General features: G+C 70.3%; 22 protein-coding genes. 11 read left to right on the top strand and 11 right to left on the bottom strand.

Annotated features, from left to right (window positions below; translation table 11 throughout):
- Nucleotides 1-26: 26 nt before the first annotated feature.
- Genes AC07RV_RS19800 through AC07RV_RS19790 form a run of 3 tightly spaced genes read left to right on the top strand, consistent with a single transcriptional unit; the run spans nt 27 to nt 2967 of the window.
- Nucleotides 27-1658 carry an FAD-dependent oxidoreductase gene (locus tag AC07RV_RS19800; protein WP_296789123.1) on the top strand — a complete coding sequence of 544 codons (1632 nt, stop codon included), beginning with the start codon at nt 27-29 and terminating at the stop codon, nt 1656-1658.
- Nucleotides 1655-1984, top strand: a complete 330-nt coding sequence (locus AC07RV_RS19795) for a 4Fe-4S binding protein (protein ID WP_057594253.1) — start codon at nt 1655-1657, stop codon at nt 1982-1984. The genes AC07RV_RS19800 and AC07RV_RS19795 overlap by 4 nt, the downstream gene beginning before the upstream one ends.
- Entirely contained in the window at nt 1984-2967 is a 984-nt protein-coding gene (locus tag AC07RV_RS19790; protein ID WP_296789124.1) for an ABC transporter substrate-binding protein, read from the top strand. Before AC07RV_RS19795 ends, AC07RV_RS19790 begins: the two co-directional genes overlap by 1 nt.
- Here the strand turns inward: AC07RV_RS19790 and AC07RV_RS19785 are convergent.
- The 5 genes from AC07RV_RS19785 to AC07RV_RS19765 form a co-directional block, all read right to left on the bottom strand.
- Nucleotides 2964-3755, bottom strand: a complete 792-nt coding sequence (locus AC07RV_RS19785) for a hypothetical protein (RefSeq protein WP_296789125.1) — start codon at nt 3753-3755, stop codon at nt 2964-2966. The genes AC07RV_RS19790 and AC07RV_RS19785 overlap by 4 nt on opposite strands.
- Before the next feature lie 117 nt (nt 3756-3872).
- Complete coding sequence (locus AC07RV_RS19780; RefSeq protein ID WP_296789126.1) at nt 3873-4889, bottom strand: substrate-binding periplasmic protein; 1017 nt, start codon at nt 4887-4889, stop codon at nt 3873-3875.
- The gene (locus AC07RV_RS19775) at nt 4882-5715 is read right to left on the bottom strand and encodes an ABC transporter permease (RefSeq protein ID WP_444814152.1); all 834 of its coding nucleotides are present in this window, start codon (nt 5713-5715) and stop codon (nt 4882-4884) included. The genes AC07RV_RS19780 and AC07RV_RS19775 overlap by 8 nt, the downstream gene beginning before the upstream one ends.
- Nucleotides 5712-6524 carry an ABC transporter ATP-binding protein gene (locus AC07RV_RS19770; protein ID WP_296789127.1) on the bottom strand — a complete coding sequence of 271 codons (813 nt, stop codon included), beginning with the start codon at nt 6522-6524 and terminating at the stop codon, nt 5712-5714. Before AC07RV_RS19770 ends, AC07RV_RS19775 begins: the two co-directional genes overlap by 4 nt.
- A gap of 11 nt (nt 6525-6535) precedes the next feature.
- Nucleotides 6536-7651 (bottom strand): ABC transporter substrate-binding protein, encoded by a 1116-nt coding sequence (locus AC07RV_RS19765; protein WP_296789128.1) that lies wholly within the window; start codon nt 7649-7651, stop codon nt 6536-6538.
- A gap of 151 nt (nt 7652-7802) precedes the next feature.
- Here AC07RV_RS19765 and AC07RV_RS19760 point away from each other — a divergent pair, with 151 nt between their 5' ends.
- Entirely contained in the window at nt 7803-8477 is a 675-nt protein-coding gene (locus AC07RV_RS19760) for a DUF4844 domain-containing protein (protein ID WP_296789130.1), read from the top strand.
- Nucleotides 8478-8556: 79 nt separating this feature from the next.
- Nucleotides 8557-9276 (top strand): nitroreductase family protein, encoded by a 720-nt coding sequence (locus tag AC07RV_RS19755; protein ID WP_296789132.1) that lies wholly within the window; start codon nt 8557-8559, stop codon nt 9274-9276.
- Nucleotides 9277-9283: 7 nt separating this feature from the next.
- Here AC07RV_RS19755 and AC07RV_RS19750 read toward each other — a convergent pair whose 3' ends face one another.
- The 3 genes from AC07RV_RS19750 to AC07RV_RS19740 are packed head-to-tail and all read right to left on the bottom strand — an operon-like array spanning nt 9284 to nt 12428.
- The gene (locus tag AC07RV_RS19750) at nt 9284-10459 is read right to left on the bottom strand and encodes a thiolase family protein (protein WP_444814151.1); all 1176 of its coding nucleotides are present in this window, start codon (nt 10457-10459) and stop codon (nt 9284-9286) included.
- Entirely contained in the window at nt 10444-11850 is a 1407-nt protein-coding gene (locus AC07RV_RS19745; protein ID WP_296789136.1) for an AMP-binding protein, read from the bottom strand. Before AC07RV_RS19745 ends, AC07RV_RS19750 begins: the two co-directional genes overlap by 16 nt.
- Nucleotides 11850-12428: a biotin transporter BioY gene (locus tag AC07RV_RS19740; protein WP_093342518.1), complete on the bottom strand. Its 579-nt coding sequence runs from the start codon at nt 12426-12428 to the stop codon at nt 11850-11852. The genes AC07RV_RS19745 and AC07RV_RS19740 overlap by 1 nt, the downstream gene beginning before the upstream one ends.
- A gap of 204 nt (nt 12429-12632) precedes the next feature.
- On the opposite strand from AC07RV_RS19740, the gene AC07RV_RS19735 reads away from it, so the two are divergent.
- A complete protein-coding gene (locus AC07RV_RS19735; RefSeq protein ID WP_296789139.1) occupies nt 12633-12920 on the top strand; it encodes a hypothetical protein in 288 nt (95 codons plus the stop codon).
- 34 nt (nt 12921-12954) lie between these two features.
- On the opposite strand, the gene AC07RV_RS19730 is transcribed toward AC07RV_RS19735, so the two are convergent.
- On the bottom strand, nt 12955-13224 hold the full coding sequence (locus AC07RV_RS19730) for a hypothetical protein (protein WP_057594242.1): 270 nt from the start codon (nt 13222-13224) through the stop codon (nt 12955-12957).
- A gap of 223 nt (nt 13225-13447) precedes the next feature.
- Between AC07RV_RS19730 and glgX the strand changes: the two genes are divergently transcribed.
- The 5 genes from glgX (at nt 13448) to AC07RV_RS19705 (ending at nt 19979) form a co-directional block, all read left to right on the top strand.
- Nucleotides 13448-15577 carry a glycogen debranching protein GlgX gene (gene glgX / locus AC07RV_RS19725; protein ID WP_296789141.1) on the top strand — a complete coding sequence of 710 codons (2130 nt, stop codon included), beginning with the start codon at nt 13448-13450 and terminating at the stop codon, nt 15575-15577.
- Nucleotides 15578-15787: 210 nt separating this feature from the next.
- The gene (locus AC07RV_RS19720; protein WP_093342513.1) at nt 15788-17287 is read left to right on the top strand and encodes a DUF4331 domain-containing protein; all 1500 of its coding nucleotides are present in this window, start codon (nt 15788-15790) and stop codon (nt 17285-17287) included.
- Between the two features lie 13 nt (nt 17288-17300).
- Entirely contained in the window at nt 17301-17582 is a 282-nt protein-coding gene (locus AC07RV_RS19715; RefSeq protein WP_296789143.1) for a hypothetical protein, read from the top strand.
- Entirely contained in the window at nt 17579-18796 is a 1218-nt protein-coding gene (locus tag AC07RV_RS19710) for a hypothetical protein (RefSeq protein ID WP_296789144.1), read from the top strand. The genes AC07RV_RS19715 and AC07RV_RS19710 overlap by 4 nt, the downstream gene beginning before the upstream one ends.
- The gene (locus tag AC07RV_RS19705) at nt 18783-19979 is read left to right on the top strand and encodes a HupE/UreJ family protein (RefSeq protein WP_296789145.1); all 1197 of its coding nucleotides are present in this window, start codon (nt 18783-18785) and stop codon (nt 19977-19979) included. Before AC07RV_RS19710 ends, AC07RV_RS19705 begins: the two co-directional genes overlap by 14 nt.
- A 114-nt stretch (nt 19980-20093) precedes the next feature.
- Here the strand turns inward: AC07RV_RS19705 and AC07RV_RS19700 are convergent, their stop codons facing one another.
- Both AC07RV_RS19700 and AC07RV_RS19695 read right to left on the bottom strand, forming a co-directional pair.
- Nucleotides 20094-20651 carry a fasciclin domain-containing protein gene (locus tag AC07RV_RS19700; RefSeq protein ID WP_296789146.1) on the bottom strand — a complete coding sequence of 186 codons (558 nt, stop codon included), beginning with the start codon at nt 20649-20651 and terminating at the stop codon, nt 20094-20096.
- Nucleotides 20652-20762: 111 nt separating this feature from the next.
- Nucleotides 20763-22850: a TonB-dependent receptor gene (locus tag AC07RV_RS19695; RefSeq protein WP_296789148.1), complete on the bottom strand. Its 2088-nt coding sequence runs from the start codon at nt 22848-22850 to the stop codon at nt 20763-20765.
- Nucleotides 22851-22920: the final 70 nt, after the last annotated feature.

The raw sequence follows: 22920 nt of genomic DNA, 5'->3' as shown, positions 1-22920 counted from the left end.
CTTTCTTGCAGCAGAGGACACGCGACATGGGCGCCAGGGATTTCGAGCGGCAGCTTCTTTCGGGCGCCGATGGCGGCACGCGGCACGAGGCCGACGTGCTGGTGATCGGCGGCGGCCCGGCCGGCGCCTGGGCCGCGGTGAGCGCCGCCGCGCGCGGCGCGCGCGTGCTGCTGGCCGACAAGGGCTTCTGCGGCACCTCGGGCGCCACCGCGCCCTCGGGCACCGGCCTGTGGCACGTGCCGGCCGAAGGCACGGCGCGCGAGGAGGCCAAGGCCAGCCGCTTCGCGATGGGCGGCCAGCTGGCCGAGCACGCCTGGATGGACCGCGTGCTCGAGCAGACCTGGCGCAACGTCGAGACGCTCAAGGAATGGGGCTATCCGTTCCCGGTCGACGACCAGGGCGCGCTGCGCTGCACCTCGCTGCAGGGCCCCGAGTACATGCGGCTGATGCGCAAGCGCGTGAAGGCCGCGGGCGCGCGCATCCTCGACCACAGCCCGGTGCTCGAGCTGCTGGTCGACGAGCACGGCACCGTCTGCGGCGCCACCGGCGTGAACCGGCAGAGCGGCGAAAGCTGGGTGGCGCGCGCCGGCGCCGTGGTCATCGCCACCGGCGGTTGCGCCTTCCTGAGCCGCGCGCTGGGCTGCAACGTGCTGACCGGCGACGGCCAGCTGATGGCGGCCGAGGTCGGCGCGGCCCTGTCGGGCATGGAGTTCTCCAATGCCTACGGGCTCGGGCCGGCGTTCTCGTCGGTCACCAAGTCACTGTTCTACAACTGGGCCACCTTCTACACGGCCGACGGCGTGGCGATCGAGGGCGCGGGTTCGTCCAAGGGCCGCGGCGTGATCGCGCAGACGCTGCAGGCGCAACCCGTCTATGCCTGCCTCGACCGCGCCGACGCGCAGATCCGCGCCTGGATGCGCACCGCGCAGCCGAACTTCTTCGTCTCCTTCGACCGGCAGGGCATCGACCCCTTTAAGCAGCATTTCCCCGTCACGCTGCGGCTCGAGGGCACGGTGCGCGGCACCGGCGGCCTGCACCTGGTCGACGACAGCTGCGCCACCACCGTGGCCGGCCTCTATGCCGCGGGCGACGCGGCCACGCGCGAGCTGATCTGCGGCGGCTTCACCGGCGGCGGCAGCCACAACGCGGCCTGGGCGCTGTCCTCGGGTTTCTGGGCCGGCGCCGGCGCGGCCGATTTCGGGCGCTATGCGCGCGCGCGTTCGCAACGCATCGCCCTGCGTGCCGGCGGCGTCGCGCTGTCCACGCGCGGCGCGCAGGCCTGGGACAGCCAGGCCGTGGTGCGCGCGGTGCAGGCCGAGGTCTTCCCCTACGAACGCAACTGGTTCCGCGAAGGCGACGCGCTGCGCGATTCGCTCGCGCGGCTCGACGACCTGTGGGAGCGCCTGCGCCAGGGCGCGCCGGCGGCCAGCGCGGCCGACGCGGTGCGCGCGCGCGAAGCGGCCGCCATGCTGGCCACCTCGCGCTGGATGTACCGCAGCGCGCTGCAGCGCACCGAGACGCGCGGCATGCACCGCCGGCGCGAGCATTCGGCCATCGACCCGACCCAGCGCCATCGCCTCTTGAGCGGCGGGCTCGACGAGGTCTGGGTGCAACGCCACGCCGTGCAACGGCGCGCCGAGGAAGAGGTGGCCGCATGATCGAGCTCATCAGCGCCGAACGCTGCACCGCCTGCAACATCTGCGTGAGCGCCTGCCCGACCAACGTGTTCGAGGCCGTGCCCGGCGGCCTGCCGCGCATCGCGCGCCAGGACGATTGCCAGACCTGCTTCATGTGCGAGCTCTACTGCCCCGAGGACGCGCTCTACGTCGCGCCGATCGCCGACCGCGGCGCCACCGCCGAGGAGCGCGACGTGGCCGCGCAGGCGCTGATGGGCAGCTACCGCCGCGACATCGGCTGGGGGCGTGGCCGCCAATCGACGGCCTCGGCCGACGCCAGCTTCGAACTGCTGCGGCGCGCGCACTGATGGCGGCGCCCGTCGATACCGGCCGCCGGCGGCTGCTGCGCGGCGCCGTCGCCGCTTCCGCGGCCACGCTGCCGCTGTTCTCGATCGCGCAGGGCGCATCGGGCGCAGGCGTGCTGCGCCTGGGCTACATCGGTCCGGGCAAGAAGCCCGCGGCCGCCACCGGTTGGGCGCTGCGCCAGGGTCTCTTGCAGCGCGAGCTCGCGCCGCTGGGCTTCAAGGAGGTGGTCACGCGCAACTTCCCGAACGGACCCGACCTCAACGAAGCCTTCATCTCGGGCGTGCTCGACGTCGGCATCTACGGTGACACGCCCGCCGTGGTCGCGCGCTCGCGCGGGCTCGATGCGCGGCTGATCGGCTTCGACACCGTGGGCATGAACGTCTGGCTGCTCACGCCGCGCGACGGCGTGCGCAGCGTGCGCGAGCTCGAGGGCCAGGCCATCGGCGTGGCGCGCGGTTCCTACATGCACCGCTACGTGCTGGGCCTGCTCAAGGAACATGGCCTGCAGAAGTCGGTGAAGGTGATCCACATGTTCCCGCGCGACGGCGAGGCCGCGCTCGACCAGCGCTCGATCGCCGCCTTCGCGGCCCAGATCGACGTCGGACCGCTGCTCGCATCGCGCGGCTACCCCGTGATCGACGAGGCCGACCGCCATCCCACCCTGCGCGGCACCTCGGTGATCGTCGCTTCGTCGAAGCTGCTCGCCACCGCGCCCGGCCTGCCGGCCGCCTGGACCCGCGCGCGCCGCGCGGCCATTGCCGAGATGCGCGCTGACAGCGCGGCCTACTACGCCTTCCATGCCGAGGTCAGCGGCTTCCCGATCGAGGCGGTCAAGGCCTCGCATCCGCTGAGCCAGTACCCCGAGGCGGCCTATCCCGCCGAGGGGCTGGGACTGATCGAGGAGGTGAAGAAGTTCCTGCTGGCGGAGAAGCTGGTGACGCAGGACTTCGCGTTGGCGCAGTGGCAGTGGGCGGGTGAGGGCTAGTGGTGCGGTCGTAGATCCTCGGGTGCGGCCACGCGCAGGCTGGTCCGGAATCTGGTGGCCCAGGCATCGCCCGACAGGATGGGATTGCCTACGATGCCGACGAGCAGGTCGGGCGACAGTTGCACGATGGACCCCTGCTGCGCATTGGTGCCGCCGTACACGTGCTCGTACCGGCTGGTCTTGCCGCGATTCCATTCGCCCTTGTAGACGAACTCCCCCTTCAGGGCGGACTTGCCCGCCAGTTGCGTCGGGTCCATGCGCGTGACGCTTCCGGAGACGGCGTTGGGCAGGTGCCAGCCGTCTTCGTCGGAGAAAAAATCTCCCAGGTCACGCTGGCCCATGTCGTTCAACCGGCCGTGGCCGACGACGACGGTGCCCACCGCGCCCAGGGGCAGGGGGCCGAACGCAAGATACCAATCGCAGACCTCGTAGGGCGGCGCGGAGGCATATCCGTCCGTGTGGCACTCGTAGAGATCGCTGTTCTTCGGTTTCGCGATCCAGACGGTGAACTGGCATTCGTCCCCGCCGGATGGGTTCTCGGGATAGTCCGGCCTGCCTATCTGGTAGTGGGGCGCGGGTCCATGTTTGCTGTCGGCTCGTTCGGGCCGGCCGATCCGGTACTTGGAGGAGAGTTCGAAGGCCACGCCGCAGGAGACCACGGTGTTCACCGGAAAGCCGTCGGCTTGCCCAGTGGCCGGTGCATTCGGAGCCGCATTGGCTGCAAGTGGGGTCAGGATCGCAACGGCGAGGGCCCAGAGGATGGAAATGACGGTACGCAGGGAACGCATCGGAGCTTCTTCGGATGGGCGATGGTGGCAGCCGCCCGACCATAGCGCGCCGGATCGCCGTCTTCATGAAGCTCGCGTGACACGAACGAGGCTGGCGCAGCCCGTTTCCTCCCCCACTCACGAATGGCAGACCAACCCATCCTTCAACAAGGTGATCTCGAACTGCAGATTCCCCGCACGCGCCCCCCGCGCCTGCGCGAGCGTGCCGTCGGCGCGCCAGCGCCGCAGCGCGGCGGCGATGTAGTCGCGCGACACGGCGTCTCCGGCCGCGAGCCGCACGGCCGCGTCGGCCGGTGCGCGCAGGTCCTGCGCGACCGGCTTGTAGAAGCGCCATTCCTCGTTGCCCATCAGCCGCTCGAGCACCTGCGCGTCTTCGGCCAGCGCCGCGCATTCGCCGGCCATGAAGGCCGAGGCCGCATGCACTGCCGAGGGATAGTTGCGCGGCTGGGCGCCATAGCGCAGCGCCACCGCGCCCGCGTAGCCCGAGCCTTCGCCGACGCAGACCGAGGCGCCGCGCAGCGCCTCTTCGTCCTGCACGCGGCCGCGGCGCAGCGCGACCACCTGGCCGCGGCCGGTGTCGTAGCTGCCGGGCGCGGCATCGATGCCGGCGCCGCCTTCGTCGGTGCGCGCGCCCTGGTCCTGCGTGGGCACGCCGGCCACCAGCAGGTCGACGCGGCCGTCGCGCAGCGCCTCGTCGCGCTCGTCGGGCGCGAGGCCGACCAGCACGGCCTTCACGCCCAGCGAGGCCGCGAGCTCGCGTGCCAGGGTGGCGTCGAAGGCATCGGGTTCGGGCGGGGTGGGCGAGCCGGGCGGGGCAGGGCGCGGATAGCGCCGCACGCCGACGACCAGTTCGCCGCGCGCGATCGCGCGTGCGAGCACCGGGCCCTTGGGCAACTGGTTCAGCGGCGTGGCCAGCGCGGGCACGGCCAGCGGAGGCAGCCACGCGAGCCAGGGCGCGGGGCCCGACAGGCCGCGCTCGCGCGGTGCGTTGGCGGCATTCGGCCAGGCACCGCCGGCGGCGGCCAGCGCGGCGACCACCGCGAGCACCGGCCCGGCCGCGACCAGGCTGGGCCAGCGGCCGATGCCGTCGAGCAGGCCGGCCACGGCGGAGGAAGGACGCGGGTTCTCACTCATCGAGGCTCAACCCGCGCCGCCAGCGCAGCAGCCGGCGCTCGAGCAGCGCCAGCAGGTAGTTCAGCAGCAGCCCGAGCACCGCCAGCAACAGGATGCCGGCGTACATGGTCGGGATCTGGAAGGTCTCCTGCGAGTTGAGCGTGAGGAAGCCCAGCCCCGAGTGCGCGCCGATCATCTCGGCCGCCACCAGCGCCGTGATGCTGTAGGCGCCCGCGAGCCGTACGCCCGTGAAGATCGAGGGCAGCGAGGCCGGCAGCACCACCTTGAAGAAGACGAAGCGGCGCGAGGCGCCCATCGACAGCGCGGAGTTCACGAGCAGCCGGTCGACCTGCTTCACGCCGCTCACCGTGCTGAGCAGCACCGGCCAGAACGAGGCCCAGAAGATGATCGCCACCTTCGACAGCTCGCCGATGCCGAGGAACAGGATGAAGACCGGGAACAGCGCGAAGGCCGAGGTCTGGCGGAACAGCTGCAGCACGGGATCGACGATGGCCGCGAGCCGGCGGAAGCCGCCGATCAGCAGGCCCAGCAGCACGCCCGCGCTGCTCGCGAGCACCAGGCCCCAGAGCGAGCGCTGCAGGCTCGCGGCCACGTGCTTCCAGAGCTGGCCGTTGTCGAGCAACTGGCCGATGCTCGCGAGCACGGCCGAGGGCGGGCTCAGGTAGGCGTCGCTCACGATGCCCAGGCGCGGCAGCGCTTCCCACAGCGCGAGGAACAGCACGATGCCGGCGGCGCGCTCGGCGAAGCGGCCCACGAACCGGGCGAAGCGCGCCAGCGTGCGGCGCGGCGCGGGCGCGGCGGGCGCGCCTTCGAGCACCGCGCTCACGAGACCACTCCTTCGAGGGAACGCGGCTTCAGCCCGATCTGCACCTCGTCCTTCAGCACCTCCCAGGCGCGCTGGCGCAGGGCCGCGAACTCGGGCGAATGGCGCAGCTCGGCCGAGCGCGGCCGCGCCAGCGGGATGTCGATGATCGCCTTGATGCGGCCGGGCCGCTGCGTCATCACGGCCACGCGGTCGGACAGGTAGACCGCCTCCTCGAGGCTGTGCGTGATGAAGACGATGGTCTTGCGGTACTGCTCCCAGATGCGCAGCAGCTCGCCCTGCAGGATCTCGCGCGTCTGCGCGTCGAGCGCGGCGAAGGGCTCGTCCATCAGCAGCACGTCGGGCCGGTAGGCCAGCGAGCGCGCGATCGCCACGCGCTGCTTCATGCCGCCCGAGATCTCGTGCGGATAGCGTTCGCCGAAGCCGTGCAGGCCCACGAGCTCGAGGTACTCCTGCGCGGTGCGGCGGCGCGCGGCCTTGCCGATGCCGCGAATCTCGAGGCCCACCGCGATGTTGTCGAGCACCGTGAGCCACGGGAACAGCGCATAGCCCTGGAACACCACGCCCTGGTTGCGGTGCACGCCCGCGACCGGCTGGCCGTCGATGGCGATGCGACCGCCGGTGCGCTCGGTGAGCCCGGCCAGGATGCCGAGGAAGGTCGACTTGCCGCAGCCCGAGGGGCCGAGCACCGAGAGGAACTCGCCTTCGCGCACGTCGAGGTCGAAGCCCTCGAGCACGCGCACGCGCTCGCTCGCGCCGCGCGCCGCGTAGTCCATGCGCACGTCGCGCGCCGAGATCTTGATGCCGCTCATGCGCGCGCCGCTCAGGTCTTCGCCGCGGCGGGCTGCGAGGGCGCCTGCGCGTAGGGGTTGAACTCGTTCGTGTAGACGTCCTTCACCGCCACCTTGCCGGCCGGGATCTTGCCCTCGGACTGCAGGATGTCGACGTAGTACTCGATCGGCGGCTCGGTCACCACCAGGTCCTCGACGTAGGCGTAGCGGTCCACGTTCTGCAGGTCCATGTTGATGCGCTTGGCGACCAGCTTGCGCGCCTCCTCGGGATTCGCGTTGACCCAGTTGCCGGCCTTGGCCAGCGCCGTCACCACGTCGCGCACCGCCTCGGGATGCTCGCGGATGAAGCGGCCGTGCGCGCTGTAGGGCGCCATGCCGCCGAGGCCGCCGTCGAGGTCGAAGTCGCTCCACAGCCGCACCAGCGCGTCGGCATGGTCGGCGCGGCCCGAGAAGGGCGCGTGGATGATCGCGAGGTCGGTGTTGCGCGTGACCAGCGTCTGCTCGGCCTGCTCGTCGGGCACCACCACGAAGTTGATCTTGTTCACGTCCACGCCATGCTGGCGCAGGTACTTCTTGGTCACGAACTCGGCGCAGGCGCCGAAGCTGTTGAAGCCGATGGTCTTGCCCTCGAGGTCCTTGGGCTTGAGGATGCCCGAGTCCTTGCGTACGAAGTACTTCATGTGCGGCGCTTCCTGCAGCGTCTTGCCGCCGGCGGCCACCACCTTGAGGTCGGCGCCCGAGGCGATGGCCGAGATCACCAGCGGCACCATGCGGCTGCCGAAGTCGATCTCGCCGGTGCCCACGAGCGGAATGATCTGCGGCGCCGCGATCTTGCCCACGTACTGCGGCCGCGTGTTCGTGCCCTCGAAGTAGCCGAGCTGGTCGGCCAGGTAGATCAGGTCGAACGAGGGGTTGTCGGGGTACTTGAACGCGACCTTGTCGCCGGCCTTCCTGACGATGGCCGGCGCGTTGGCCGAAGCGGACTTCGCCTCGTCGCGCGAGCAGCCGACGAGCGCGGCCGCGCCGAGCCCGCCGAGGCTGCCCACCGTGCCCAGCGAGACGAGGGTTTGCAGCAGGCCGCGGCGCGAGGGCGCGCGCAGCGCATCGGTTGCGGATTCGCGGGAGGGGGAGAGCTTTTCGATGGACATGGCGACCGGCAGCGGAACTGCCTCTGAACAGGGATGGCCGATGCTAGGAAGCGGCCGGTGCCGGACCAACGAAGAAATCCATGCATGGATATGCGGGGAGTGGGGAAAGCGGGGACGCCGGGCGGCATCGACTGGAGGTATGGTGCGCGGCATGCGCGTCTTCCTGCTCGCCCTCGTCCTCTTCTGTCAGCTCGCCATGGCCGCTCCACCTTCGCCTTCCACACCGCCGGGCCCCCAGGCCCGGGCGCTGTCCGCATTCATCGCCAAGAAGAAATTCCTGCCGGAAGCCCTGTACCCGGGCGCGATGAACGAGCCGGAGCGCCTGCGCTTCGAGGCCACGATCAATGCGCTGGCCATGCAGTTGCAGCCGCTCGCGGACCGGCCGAATCCCAAGGAGAAGCTCATGGCCGCGTTCAAGGCCGCCTATCCCGCCTGGGAGAACGAGGACACCGAGGAACGCGAGCGCGCGGTGGGCTACTTCGAGGAGCTGATGGGCATTCTGGGCGTGGAGAGTTCGAACGGCGTGCTGAACCGCCTGCTCTACGGATTCGATCCGGGGCAATCGCCAGCGGCGAGGAACGCGCAGGCCCTGGCGGCGATGACGGCCGAGGAGCGAGGCTTCGCGGCGAAGCTCGAGGCGCTGCGCGTCGAGAACGCCGAGGCTTTTCTCGTGGCCGCCCTCGGCCCGCCGACGACCGTGGCGGGTGGCATGCAACTGTGGATGAAGCCGAACGATCCGGGGTTCATGCTGTCGTTGACGAGGCAGCCGAAGGGGGCGATCGTCTGGATGGTGAAGGATCGCTTTCTCTATACGAAGGCCTTGTGAAATCCGAGCGCTGGGATGCTCGGCGCGGCTGCTTCCTTCCGCGCCGGCGGGTGCTTCGCATTGCTTGCGAAAATGCGGCATGCACAGCCTTCTCGCTTCCGATCCGGCAGCCGCTTCTTCCGTCCCCGACCCCCTCGCACTCCAGACGCTGCTCGAGCAACGCGGCTCGACCCGCGGCTTTACCGACCAGGCCCTGCCCGAGGGTTGCCTCGAACAGCTCCTGATCCAGGCACGCCGCGCCCCGAGCGGCGCGAATCTGCAGCCCGGCGAGTTCATCTCGCTAGAAGGCGAGGCCCGCGCGCGGCTGAGCGCGGCGCTGGTGGGCGCATTCCGCAATGGCGAGCAGGAAGCCGAGGACTACAGCTACTTTCCGCGCCCGATGCCCCACAGCCTGCGCCGGCGCCAGGTCGCGGCGGCGCAGGCGCTCTATGGCGCGCTGGGGGCGGCACGCGAGGACCGGGCGGCGCGCGATGCGCAGTTCGAGCGCAACTTCCGCTTCTTCGATGCACCCGTGGCGCTGCTGGTGGTGATCGATGCACGCATGGGCAGCGGCTGCTACATGGACCTGGGGATGTGCCTGTTCGCGCTGATGATGGCTGCGAACGCCCAGGGCATCGGCAGTTGCGCGATCGGCGCGATCGCGTCCTATCCGGGCCTGGTGCGTTCGACGCTGGGGCTGGGCGATGAGCACCACGTCGTCTGCGGCCTGGCGCTGGGCTATGCCGATCCGCAGGCGCCCGAGAACGCCGTGCGGACCGCGCGGCGGCCGCTCGACGACTTCTTTCGCGTGATTCGCTAGCTGGAGCCTAGCGCCGCTGCACCAGCCCCGCAGCGCCCAGGCCACCCGCGCCGGCGATGGCGGCGAGGCCGTGCGCACCCGACGGGGCATCGTGCGCCATGTCGGCGAGCAGGCGCACCAGGCTGATCGCGCCCGAGGCGCCGATCGGATGCCCGCGGCCCAGGCCGCCGCCGCCACGGTTCAGGCGCGAGGGCTGTAAACCCAATGCCTGGATGAAAGACAACGCCTGCACGGCAAAGGCTTCGTGCAGCTCCGCGCCCCAGAGCGCGTCCGCATCGAGGCCGGCACGGCGCAGCAGCGCGTCGGCGGCGGTGGAGGCGCCGAGCATCGGCATCTCCGGCGCCACGCCGATCGAGGTGCCACCCAGCCAATGGAAGCGCGGCGCGATCTTCAACGCGGCCGCGGCCTGCGGCGTGGCGAGCAGCACGAAGGCGGCGCCGTCGGCGCGCGGCGCGATCGCGAGGCGGCTGACGGCCATCTCTAGTGCAAGGACCGGGTCGGACAGCGTGTCGGCGACCGCCTCGATCGGCATGCGGGCCGCGCGCGAGGCCGTGAGTTCGCGCGCATAGCTGTCGTGCGTGGCATCGCCGATGGGCACGATCTCCTGCGACATGCGTTCGCGCCATGCGAGCGCCTTCGCATGGCTTTCTGCGGCGAAAGCATCCTGCTGCGCGCGGCCGATCGAATGCAGCGCGGCATGGCGCGCGGCGGCGAGCAGCAGGTCGGGATCGCGCGCCGGATCGGGCGCGAAGGCAGGGCGGTCGTAGGGCACGGGCGCCTCGCCGGCATCGCGCGGGCGATGCTGGCGGATGGGAGCGCGGCTCCAGGCCTCGACGCCGCCCGCGATCGCGATGGCGGCATTGCCGTTGGCCAGCAGGCCGGCGGCCAGGGTCAGGGCATCGAGGCCCGCGCAGCACTGGGTGTCGACCGACAGCGCGGCGACGTGGTCCGGCAGGCCGGCCGCCAGCGCGACCATGCGCGCGGGATTGCCGCCCGCGCCGAGCGCGTTGCCGGCGACGACCGCATCGACCGCTTGTGCCGGAACACCGGCGCGCGCCAGCAGCGCCTGTAGCACCGGCGCGCCGATCTCGTGCGCCGCCAGTGCGCCGAGTGCACCGCCGACCGGCACCACCGCGCTGCGGGCCCAGCCCAGGATCACGGGTGGGCTCACAGCCGCTCCCATTGCGTCGTCGGCATGTCGGCCAACCGCCGCGCGAGGGCCGCGTGATCCGTCTTGCCGCTCGGCGTGCGAGGCCAGGCGTCGACGAGGTAGAAGCGCCGCGGCAGCTTGAAGGGCTCGAGCCGGTCACGGCACCAGGCCTGCAGTTCCTCGCGCGAGAGCGGTGCCGACAGCGCGAGCAAGGCCACGGCCTCCATGCCGCGCAGCGGATGCGGCAGCCCCTGGATCGACGCGGCCGCGATCGCCGGATGCCCGGCCAGCACGTTCTCGACTTCCTCGGGGAACAGGTTCTTGCCCTGCACGAGCAGCATGCGCTGCTGCCGGCCGACCAGGTGCAGGAAGCCGTCCTCGTCCACATGGCCCATGTCGCGCACCGAGAGCCAGTCGCCGTCGCGCAGCACGGCGGTGCCGTCTTCCTCGGCCGTCAGCGTCACGTAGTCGCTGAACACCATGGGGCTGCGCACGTAGATCAGTCCGGGCAGGGGCGGCTCGATCCTGAGCTCGACATTGGCGAAGGGCCGGCCGACCACGTCGTCGGGCAGCGCCTCGTCGCTGTCGGCCCAGGCGATGAACGAGGTTTCCGAGGCGCCATAGAACTCGATGATGCGTGCCTCGGGAAACAGCGCGCGCAGCGCCGCGGTGCGCGCGCGCGGCCACGGGGCGCCGCTGATCATCACGAGGCGCGTGCCCGTTACGGGCGCCAGGCCATGGCGCTGCGCATGCTCGAGCATCAGCAGCAGCTGGCTGGGTACGGCGACCAGGCTGCCCGCGAGGCCGCGCTGCAGCGTGTCGAGCGCGGCGGCCGCCGAGAACTGGCGCTGCAGGCGCATGCCCGCACCGGTCCACAGGCCCAGCAGCGCGCCGAACAGGAACAGCGAATGCGAGAGCCGGCCCGGCACCAGTACGGTGGTGCCGGTGGCGGGGCCGAAGCTCTGCACGCAGATCTCGAAGCTGTGGGTCCACGATCCGTGCGTGCGCCGGAAGCCCTTGGGCACGCCGGTACTGCCCGAGGTGAAGCCGATGTAGAAGGGCGTGTTCGCGTCCGCTTCCTCGAGGTCGGCGGCCGTGCCCAGGTGCTGTGCCATGCGCGTCTGCACCTTGTCCCTGATGGGCTGCGGCCAGTCGGGATCGCCGACGGCCGCGGTGCGGTTGCTCGCGAGGATCGCGAGGAAGCTCGCGAGCTGGTCGGCCGGCGAGGCGCTCGCGCTGGCCCAGGCGACCGTCGGCGTTGCCGCCTCGTTCAATGCGGCGGCTTCGGCCGCCACGCGGGCCGAGAGCTCGGCGAAACTCAGTCGCGTGTGGCCATCGTCGAGCGCGAGCGCATCGGGCGTGTGCCGCGCCCACCAGGCGAGCGGCGCGTGGACGGTCCGGAAATCGGGCGCCGGGCCGGTCATCAGTCGCGATCGAGACGCCAGCTCGGAAGGCCGCGTGCCACCGTCTGCACCACCAGCGCGCAGACCACGCACTTGACGAGGTCGCCCGGCACGAAGACCAGGCTCGCAAGCGCCGCCTTCTGCAGCGGCAGGTGGGCCACCAGCGACAGCCCCGCGATGCCGAACAGGTAGACCACGACGATGCCGCCGATGAACGAGGCGGCCAGCGCCGCGGCGAACAGCGTGCGTCCGCGCGCGGCGGCGAAGCGCCGCATGATCCAGCCGCAGGCGAAGGCGCCGAACAGCCAGCCCACGAGGAAGCCGGCGGAGGGCGTCACGAACGCGCCCGGTCCGCCGCGGCCACCGGACAGCAGCGGCAGGCCGAGCGCCACGCCCACGAGCAGCAGTGCCACCGCCAGAAAGCCGCGGCGCGGGCCGAGCAGGCAGCCCGCGAGCATCACGCCGAGGGTCTGCAGCGTGATCGGCACGCCCAGGGCCAGGTCGATGCGCGGAACGGCGCCCAGGGCGGCGATCAGCGCGGCGAAGAGCGCGACGTAGGACAGCGTGCGGGAGGAGGTGATCGGGGTGGAGGTGGACATGGAAATGGAATGTCGGGGAAGGTTGCGCTGCAGGCCGTGGCCTTGGCTTCCTTGCGTGGCGGACGGGCCGCGGGTGGCTGGGCCTTCACTGCCTGCATGGGGGCGGGCAGGAGGGCGCCCGAGAGCGTAACACCGTCGCCGCCAGGCCCGCGCTGGTACGCTATCCGTCCGATTTCGAACCCAGGCGCGAGGAGGCGCCGCCCCATGAAACAACAGATCTCGCGACTCTCACCGCATCAGAACGGCAAGGTGTTCGGCGTCATGATGGCGGTCACCTCGCTGGTGTTCCTCGTGCCCTTCGCGCTGCTGTTCGCGCTGGTGCAGCCGGCCGGCAAGAGCGGGCCGTCGCTGCTGCTCCTGCTGCTCGCGCCGCTCATGTACCTGGTCTTCGCCTACTGCGCGGTGGCCATCGGCTGCCTGATCTACAACTTCCTGCAGAAGTTCGTCGGCGGCATCGAGTTCGAGACCTCGACCGACCTGAACGCGCGATAGCGGCTCGGGCGGCCCCGACAGCCGAACGCGGGCGTCAGGCTTTGTCGGCTTCCGACTTCTTGTCGATCGCCGCCTGCAGTTCCCTGGCATAGGCCAGGAGCTGGTCGCGCATGGCATCGGCGCCCTGCAGCAGCGCATCCGAGGTGGGCTGGCCCAGCAGGATGCCCGCCTGCTGGTTGCCGAATCGTTCCATCCGGTCGAACAGCAGCCTGGGATTGGGGTGCGAGGACATCAGGGCCAGGCAGAAGCTCTTGAGCGCGGCCACTTGTCCCTGGAGGTAGTCGAGGCGTTCTTTGTCGGTCATGGGAGAGGAGTGCGGTTGCAAAGGAGCCGTGGTGGACTCGGGCAGGGACCCCGGGGTTCCGGGGCCGGCGACGGGCCGCATTATGAGCCGCCGGCCGGTGTGGCCGGATGACGGGCGCGCCGCCTACGCGAGGCTGCGCCAAGTGCTGCCGCACGCGGGCACGGGGGACACGGAGACTTTGCCGTCCCTTCCCGCAACCCCTCAGCCCGATCACCCACACGCCATGGCCGACACCCCTCACGTTCCGACCCCCCTGACGGTGCTCGAAGGCACCGCGCACCCGCTCGGCGCCAGCTTCAACGGCGACGGCGTCAACTTCGCCGTGTTCTCGGCGCATGCCACGCGGGTCGACGTCTGCATCTTCGACGAGGCCGGCACCACGCAGGTGGGCTGCGTCACCCTGCCCGAGTACACCGACGAGATCTGGCACGGCTTCGTGCCCGGCCTGCAACCCGGCGCGCGCTACGGCCTGCGCGTGCACGGTCCCTACGAGCCCGAGAAGGGCCACCGCTTCAACCACCACAAGCTGCTGCTCGACCCCTATGCCAAGGCCTACATGGGCACGCTGAAGTGGGGCCCCGAGCTGTTCGGCTACACCGTGGGCCATGCCGACGGCGACCTGAGCTTCGACGAGCGCGACAGCGCGCCGCTGGTGCCCAAGTGCGTGGTGGTCGATTCGCGCTTCGAGTGGACGCAGACCGATGCGCTGCGCGTGCCCTGGCCCGAGACCGTGTTCTACGAGACCCATGTGCGCGGCTTCACCATGCAGCATCCGCAGGTGCCCGAGCAGTTCCGCGGCACCTTCGCGGGCATGGCGCGCGACGAGGTGCTGGCACCGATCCGCGCGCTCGGCGTGACCAGCGTGGAGCTGCTGCCGGTGCAGATGTTCCTGAACCAGTCCTCGCTGCTCGAGAAGGGCCTGACCAACTTCTGGGGCTACGACACCATCGGCTTCTTCGCGCTCGACCCGCGCTACATGGACGGACCGCAGATCGACGAGTTCAAGCACATGGTCGACCGCTTCCATGCGCACGGCCTCGAGGTGATCCTCGACGTGGTCTACAACCACACGCCCGAGGGCAACGAGCTCGGCCCGACGATCTCGTTCAAGGGCATCGACAACGCGAGCTACTACCGGCTGCTGCCCGACACGCCGCGCTACTACATCAACGACACCGGCACCGGCAACACCGTGAACCTCAGCCATCCGCGCGTGCTGCAGATGGTGACCGACAGCCTGCGCTACTGGGTGACTGAGATGCGCGTGGACGGCTTCCGCTTCGACCTCGCGACCATCCTCGCGCGCGAGCCGCATGGCTTCGACGAAGGCGGTGGCTTCCTCAAGAGCTGCCGGCAGGACCCGGTGCTCTCGAGCGTGAAGCTGATCGCCGAGCCCTGGGACATCGGCCCCGGCGGCTACCAGGTCGGCGGCTTCCCGCCCGGCTGGGCCGAGTGGAACGACCAGTTCCGCGACACCGTGCGCGCCTGGTGGAAGGGCGAGGAAGGCACGGCGGGCAAGCTCGCGCAGTGCCTCACCGCGAGCGGTGAGCGCTTCAACCACCGCGGGCGCCGGCCCTGGGCCAGCGTCAACTTCATCAGCGCGCACGATGGCTTCACGCTGGCCGATACCGTGAGCTACAACGACAAGCACAACGAGGCCAACGGCGAGGACAACCGCGATGGCCATTCGGACAACCGCTCGTGGAACTGCGGCGTCGAAGGTCCGACCGACGACGAGGCCGTGCTCGCGCTGCGCGCGCGCCAGCAGCGCAACCTGCTGGCCACGCTGCTGCTGTCGCAGGGCACGCCGATGTTGCTGGCCGGCGACGAGTTCGGCCGCACGCAGCAGGGCAACAACAATGCCTACTGCCAGGACAACGAGATCTCGTGGGTCGACTGGGCCGCGGCCGGTGGCGAAGCAGGGCGCGCACTGAGCGACTTCGCGGCCCGCCTGCTCGCGCTGCGAAAGGAATTCCCGGTGCTGCGGCGCAACCGCTTCCTGGCCGGTGCCTGGTTCGAGGACATCGGCGCCAAGGACTCGACCTGGTTCACGCCGGCCGGCGAGGAGATGCAGCCCTCGCACTGGGACGACCCGCAGACGCGTTCGTTCGCGCTGCTGCTCGACGGCCGCGCGCCGGTGTCGGCGATTCCGGTCGCGGCGCACGACGCGAGCGTGCTGCTGGTGTTCAACGCCTGGCACGAGGCCGTGCCTTTCACGCTGCCGGCCGCGCCCGCCGGTGCGTGGACGCTGGTGCTAGACAGCGCCGACCCGGCACTGGGCGTGGGCGATGACGCGGCGCGCGGCGACTATCTGGCGACGGGGCGCTCGGTGCTCGTGTTCACGAGCCGCTGAGTTCGTGACGTTTCGGTGACGGAAGGAAGAGGACCGCGCGCGCCCTCGCGGGAACGCGCGCGTAGCACTTCCACGGCCGCGCTGCGCGGTGAAAACCCTCGGTAAAAAAAGCACATCCGGTTGAACCTTCGGTTCGTACTCATCCAGAGCCGACGTTTTCGTCGGACGAGTCGTGCCCGCACATCCACCATTTACACCGAGGTGACGCCGATGAGATTCTCCCTACCCCCCGCAAGGGCCTGTGTCTTCGTGCTCAGTGCCGTGACCGCCGTGGGTGCCATCGCATCCAGCCACCGAGAGGCGCCGTCGATCGCGGGCATGCCCAAGCTCGATGCCACCGACTTCTACATGTTCCGCAGCTACGAAGCCGGCCGCCAGGACTTCGTGACGCTGATCGCCAACTACCAGCCCGACCAGAGCCCGTACGGCGGTCCCAACTACTTCACCATGGACCCGAACGGCCTGTACGAGATCCACCTCGACACCGACGGCAACGCGGTCGAGGACATCACCTTCCAGTTCAGGTTCAAGAACACGCTGCGCGACATCCAGCTGCCGATCGCGGGCAAGCAGGTGTCGATCCCGCTGGTGCAGGCCGGCGGCATCAGCGGGCCGAACCAGGCCACCAGCAACCTGCGCGAGACCTACACGCTGAACATCGTGCGCGGCGATCGCCGCAAGGGCAAGGTCGAGGCCGTGTCCAAGGCGGGCGGCGGCACCGAGTTCGACAAGCCCACCGACAACATCGGCGACAAGACCTTCGGCGGCCCGACCGGCTATGCCACCTATGCGAACCAGCATCTCTACACGGTCAACATCCCGGGCTGCGCCACGCAGGGCCGCGTGTTCGTCGGCCAGCGCAAGGATCCGTTCACGGTGGCCCTGGGCCAGGTGTTCGACCTGATCAACCTCAATCCGCTGGGCTCGAGCTCGGCCAATCCCGACGCGCTGGCCGACAAGAACGTGACGACGATGGCGCTCGAGGTGCCGATCTCGTGCATCACAACCGCCGGCCATCCGATCGTGGGCGGCTGGACCACGGCCAGCGTGCGTCAGGGTCGCCTGATCGCCAGCCCGCCCAAGAGCGGCCACGGCACCACCGCGATCAACGGCGGCGCCTGGGCCCAGGTCTCGCGCCTGGGCATGCCGCTGGTCAACGAGGTGGTGATCGGCCTGAAGGACAAGGACCGCTTCAACAGCTCCAAGCCCCAGGACGACGCGCAATTCGCCGACTACGTGACCAACCCGACCTTGCCGGCGCTGGTGCAGACGCTGTTCTCGGCGCCCGCGCCCACCAACTTCCCGCGCACCGACCTGGTCGCGGCCTTCCTCACGGGCGTGGAGGGCGTGAACAAGCCGGCCAACGTCAAGGCGTCGGAAATGCTGCGGCTGAACACGTCCATCGCGCCGACGGTGAAGGCGAACCAGAGCAACCTCGGCGTGCTCGGCGGCGACAACGCGGGCTTCCCGAACGGACGCCGGCCGGGCGACGACGTGGTCGATGCCGAGCTGCGCGTGGCCATGGGCGTGCTGTGCGTGGCCACCGGTGCCAGCGACACGCTCAAGGTCGGCTGCAAGCCGGCCGACGCGCCCGCAGGCAGCGCCGCGCTGACCGATGGTGCCGCGCAGAGCCCCACGCAGTTCCCCGATGCCTTCCCGTACCTCAACACGCCGCTGCCGGGTTCGACCTCGGCCTCGGCCGCGCGCTGAGGAGGATGACGGCATGAACCGCAACATCCCTCGCATCGCCGGCCTGCTGCTGGTGACCGCCTTTCTCGCCGGCTGCGGCGGGGGGGGCGGCGGTGGCGCCGTGTTCTATCCGTTCCCGCCGGTGAGCGGCAACCCGCCGGAGAACCCGCCGCCGCAAGCCGACGCCTACGACAGCTTCATCGCCTACGTGCAGTCGCTGGTCGCCTCGGTGCTCGACACGGCGGAGCCGGCCAACGTGGCCGCCTTCGATCCGGCGCCGACGTCGGAGACCAAGGACCCCGTCGCCACGCAATGAAGCAGGCGCAGCGTGCCGCGCGGCGGGCCGCGAACCGGCTGGCCCGCGCGGCAGCGCTGTTGTTGTTGCTGGGTACGGCCGGGGTGGCGCTCGCGGCGCCGCGGGTGCCGGCCAGCGACGACGAGGTGGTCGAGAAACTGCCCGTGATCGCCGGCTGGCTCGATGCGCAGCGCAAGCTGCGCCGCGAGCTGGCCCAGCGGCCCGGCGACGAGACCACCGCGATCGAGGCCGCGACCACCTACCTCGACCTCGCGCGCTCGCAGGGCGATGCGCGCTATGCCGGCCAGGCCGTGGCCGCGCTGCAGGCCTGGGAGGCCACGCCCATCGCCCAGACGCCGCCCGCGGTGCTGGTGATGCGTGCCACCGTGGCCCAGTTCCTGCACGATTTCGATGGCGCCGAAACCCTGTTGAAGGCGGCGCTGGCACGCCGGCCCGCCGATCCCCAGGGCTGGATCACCCTCGCGACCGTGCTGCGCGTGCGCGGGCGTTACGACGAATCCGATGCCACCTGTCGTGCGCTGGGCCGCGTTGGGCCGGCGCTCTATGGCGTGGCCTGCTTGGCGGAGAACGCGGGCCTGCGCGGCAACCATGCCGCCGCGCGCGATGCGCTGCGAGGCCTGCTGGCCGATCCCGCGCTGGCGGGTGCGCCACAGGCCGGAACGCGGCAATGGCTGTGGACCTCGATCGCCGAGATCGAGGAGCTCGCGGGCCGGCCCGCCGAGGCGGATGCCGCGTACCGCAAGGCGCTCGCGGCCGAGCGTTCGGGCTATCTGCTGCTGGCGTACAGCGACTTCCTGCAGCGTGCGGGTCGTGCTGGCGAGATCCCTTCGTTGCTCGCGAAGGAAGCGCGCAGCGATGCTGTGCTGCTGCGGCTGGCCATTGCACACACGCAGGCGGGAAAACCGCAGGCATCGCGCGCCGTGGTCCCCGAGGCCGAGGAATTGCGGGAGCGTTTCGAGGCCGCCGCGCTGCGGCCCGGCACCACCGCGCAGCACGCACGCGAGGAGGCGATGTTCGCGCTCGATGTGCAAGGCGATGCGAAGCGCGCTGTCGAGCTGGCCCGCCTCAATGTGCGCCTGCAGCGCGAACCGATCGACCTGCTGGTGTTCGCGCGCGCGGCCTCGGCCGCCGGCGATGCGGCCGCGCGCGATGAAGCGAAGGCGCTGATGCGCGAGATCGGACTGAAGGACGCACGTGTCGATGCCATTCCCTGAACGTCGCCGCATCGGGCTCGCCGCCGTCCTGGTGTTCGCGCTGGCGCTGCTCCTGGCGCTCGCACCGGGCGCCGCGCACGCCCACAAGGCCAGCGATGCCTACCTGCAGATCCAGCGCGATGCCGAGGGCCTGGACCTGCGCTGGGACATCGCGCTGCGCGATCTCGACGCGATGCTCGAGCTCGACCGCGATGGCGACCGCCAGTTGCGCTGGGGCGAGGTGCGAGCGCGGCTCGATGACATCCGTGCCTATGCGCTCGCGCGGCTCCAACTGCAGCAGGGTCGCTGCGCGCTGGTCGGGACGCGGCCGCCGGCGGTCGAGGACCGGGTCGACGGTGCCTACCTCGTGCTGCAACTGCACGCACGATGCGATACGGGGTCCACGCTCGAGATCGACTACCGGCTGTTTCGCGAGATCGATCCGACGCATCGCGGTTTGCTGCGGCTCGCTTCGGACGGCGGTGCTTCGCCCGCAGTCCACTCGCTTGATCCCGCCGCCGGCAGCGTGACGCTGCCATGGCCGGGCGCGGTGGCGGGATCTTCTACGCCCGCAGCGAATGCCGAGAGCGACAGCCCCGGCTTCTTCCGCGACGGCATCCATCACATCCTGATCGGCTACGACCACATCCTGTTCCTGCTGTGCCTGCTGTTGCCCGCAGTGCTGCTGCGGCGTGGCGATGGCGGCTGGACACCGGTGAGGCATTGGCGCGACGCGATCTGGCCGATGCTCGGCATCGTCACCATGTTCACCATCGCGCACTCGATCACGCTGGCGCTGGCCGGACTGAAGATCGTCAGCCTCTCGCCGCGCATCGTCGAGCCGGGCATCGCGATCACGATCATCCTCGCGGCCGTGGACAACCTGCGGCCGTTGCTGCGCGGCCGGCGCAAGCTCTTCAGCTTCCTGTTCGGCCTGATCCATGGTTTCGGCTTCGCGGGCGCGCTCGGCGAACTCGACCTGCCGCTGCGCGGCTTCGTGCTCGCGCTGCTGCAGTTCAACCTCGGCGTGGAAGCGGGCCAGCTCATGGTGGTGGCCGTGGCGCTGGTCGTGCTGCTGTCGCTGCGCGGCTGGCGCGGCTATGCGCCAGTGGTGCTGCGCGGCGGCTCCGTCGTGGCCGTGGCGGTGGCGGCCATCTGGTTCTGCGAGCGCGTGTTCGACGTGAAGATCCTGCCGTTCGCTTGAGCGGGAGGCCGTGGCGCGGCCGCACCGCGTGAAAGAAAAAAGCCCCGATCGATGTCGGGGCTCCGGCGCGTTTCGAACCGTCCGCGCAGCTTGCGCGGGCGGGTGCGCGATGGATTACTTGGGCAGCAGCACCTTGTCGACGACATGGATCACGCCGTTCGACTGGTACACGTCGGCGATGGTCACGGTCGCGGAGCCGCCCTTCTCGTCGGTGATCATGACCTTGCCGCCGCTGGACTTGGCCGTGAGGTTGCCGCCGGCCACGGTCTTGAGCGTCGCCGAGCCCTTGCCGTCCATGATCATCTTGGTCAGCGCGGCCGCATCGATCTTCCCGGGCACGACGTGGTAGGTCAGGATGCCCGTCAGCATCGTCTTGTTCTCGGGCTTTAGCAGCGTATCGACGGTGCCGGCGGGCAGGGCGGCGAAGGCTGCGTTCGTCGGTGCGAACACGGTGAAGGGGCCCGGTCCCTTGAGCGTCTCGACGAGGCCCGCGGCCTTGACCGCGGCCACCAGCGTGGTGTGGTCCTTCGAATTCACCGCGTTGTCGATGATGTCCTTGGTGGCATACATCGGCGCACCGCCGACGGTGACCTGCGCGAGCGCGGCGAACGAGCCCAAGCTCAGCGAGACGGCCAAGGCGACCGTGGCCATGCGATTGAATCTGTTCTTCATGCGTGTACTCCTGGTGAGGATGCCGGCGCGAATTGCGCATCGACTGCTGCAACTACGGGCCGGGTCACGATGCAGATTCAATCTCGAGGCAAGGCGCGCGCTTTCTCTCGTTCAGAAGGTCCAGCGCGCGCTGACCCGCGCGCTGCGCGGCTCCATCGGATGGATGTGGCGGCCGTCGATGCCATCGCCGCAGACACCGCGCGCCACCTCGCCCGCGCTGCACGAGGCGTAGAAGTATTCGATGTCGTTGCCCTTCCTGCCCGCGAGGTTGAACACGTCGAGACCCAGGGTGAGCTGCTTGTTGACGGCGTAGCGCGCGCCGAAGTTCAGCAGCGTGGTGGCACGCGAGCGCACCGTGTTCAAGGTGTCGAGCGCGCGCGGTCCCATGTAGCGCAGCCGAAGCGAGGCCGTCAGCGGGCCCTCGGTGTAGATGACGCCGGCCGCGAACACGCGCTCCACCGCGTTGTCGATGTAGTTGCCTTCGCCCTCGGGCGCCATGCCCCGGAAGCGCGCGCGCGAGATCGCCGCATCGGCCTCGAAGCGCCAGCGCGAACCGAGCTTCCAGCGCAGCGTGGCCTCGATCCCGCGGCGGCTGCTGGCGCGGCCGGGCTCGGTGGTGCCGGCATCGCCGACATAGACCAATTCGGAGTCGAGCCGCAGCTGCCACAGCGCGGTGGTGAAGCTGAAGTCCTCGCTGGGCTGGAAGCGCCAGCCGATCTCGGCGCCGCGTCCCTTCACGAGCGCGGGCACGCGGTCCGCGGGCAGGCCGTTCGTCGGATCGACGTTGATCGTCGCGCCGCGCACGTCGTTGCTGTGGAAGCCCGTGCCCACGTTGAGGTAGAGCTCATGGGCCGGCGTCACGGTGAAGGCCAGGCCGGCCTTCGGGCTCACGAGCGAGTCGTGGCCGCGTCCGCTGTTGATCGGGCCATAGAGCGGCTCGCGCCCTTGCACGTCGTAGCGCAGCAGATCGCCGCGCAACCCGACGTAGCCGCGCCAGCGCTCGCTGAAGTTCACGAGCTGCTGGGCGTGAACGGAGAACAGGTCCTGCTGAACCTTGTCGTTGCGTACCGTCGAGATCCGTTCGCGGGCCACGGTGTTGTAGAGCCCGACCTCGCCGATGCGATCACCGCGCCAGCTGCCCCCGAAGCTGAGGACCCCATCGAGTCCACCAATCTGATTGGGCCGGCTGTGCGTGCCCTGCAATCCGAAGACCCGCCGGCGGTCGGTCTGCTCGAACTGGTCGCCCTGCTCGGGGTTGTTGAGGAAGTAGGTGAAGTCCGAGAACAGATCGAAGCGGTAGTCGATGACATAACCACTGAGTTGCGTCTGTCCCTCGGGGCTGTTGTCGAACCACTTGCCCGACAGGCTGAGGCGCCGCGTCTTGCCGCCGTCGGTGGTGTTGAGCGAGCCGAAGCGCGAGAGCTCGCCGCTGTCGACCAGCCGCTCGGGGATCTGGTCGGTGGAGTTCCAGCGGCTCTGGTAGGCCATGGCCGTGAGGCTGAAGCCGCGCACCGGCGAGCCCTGCGAATAGCGCAGCACGGCGTTGGCCTTGCGCAGGCGCTCGGGCGTGTCCCAGGGGCCGTTGTTGCCCTCGAGCTCGATGGCACCGAGCCAGGTCTGGTCCTGCACGGTGCGCGAGCCGGCCGCAAGCAGGCGGCGGAAGTGGTTGGCGCCCAGCGTGACTTCGGCGAAGGGTGCATCGAGCGCGCTCACATAGTCGAGCGAAGCCGTGCCCGCGAGCGCGAAGTCGCCGCCATCGGCGAAGTAGGGCCCCTTGCGGTAGCGCACGCCCGAGACCAGGTCGGGGATCAGGAAGTTGAGGTCCGCGAAGCCCTGGCCGTGGCCGTGCGATGGCATGTTGACGGGCATGCCGTCGACCGTGACCGCGAAGTCGGTGCCGTGATCGAGGTTGAAGCCGCGCAGGAAGTACTGATTGGCCTTGCCGTCGCCCGAGTGCTGGGTGGCGACCACGCCGGGCACGGCCTCGACGATGTCGCCGGGGCGCAGCTTGGGGCGGGCCTGGAACGAGGCTTTCTCCACCGCGCCTTCGCTGGCGCTGTCGGCCGTGCCGATGGCCGCATCGCGCGGGCCGCTGACTTCGATCGGTGGCAGGTGAACGGGTTGGGCACAGGCCGCGGCACTGCCGAGCAGGGCGCCGAACATCCAGGGTTGGCGCGCGAGGCGAATCGAAGCTTTCATGGGTCTCCCGCGTCTTCGATGTCCGCGCGGAGCGGGAATGCTCGTTGCCATGACGCGCCATTGATACGCG

The sequence above is a fragment of the Variovorax sp. GW821-FHT09B01 genome (genome assembly GCF_059418345.1).
This window is presented reverse-complemented; position numbering and strand designations above follow the sequence as displayed.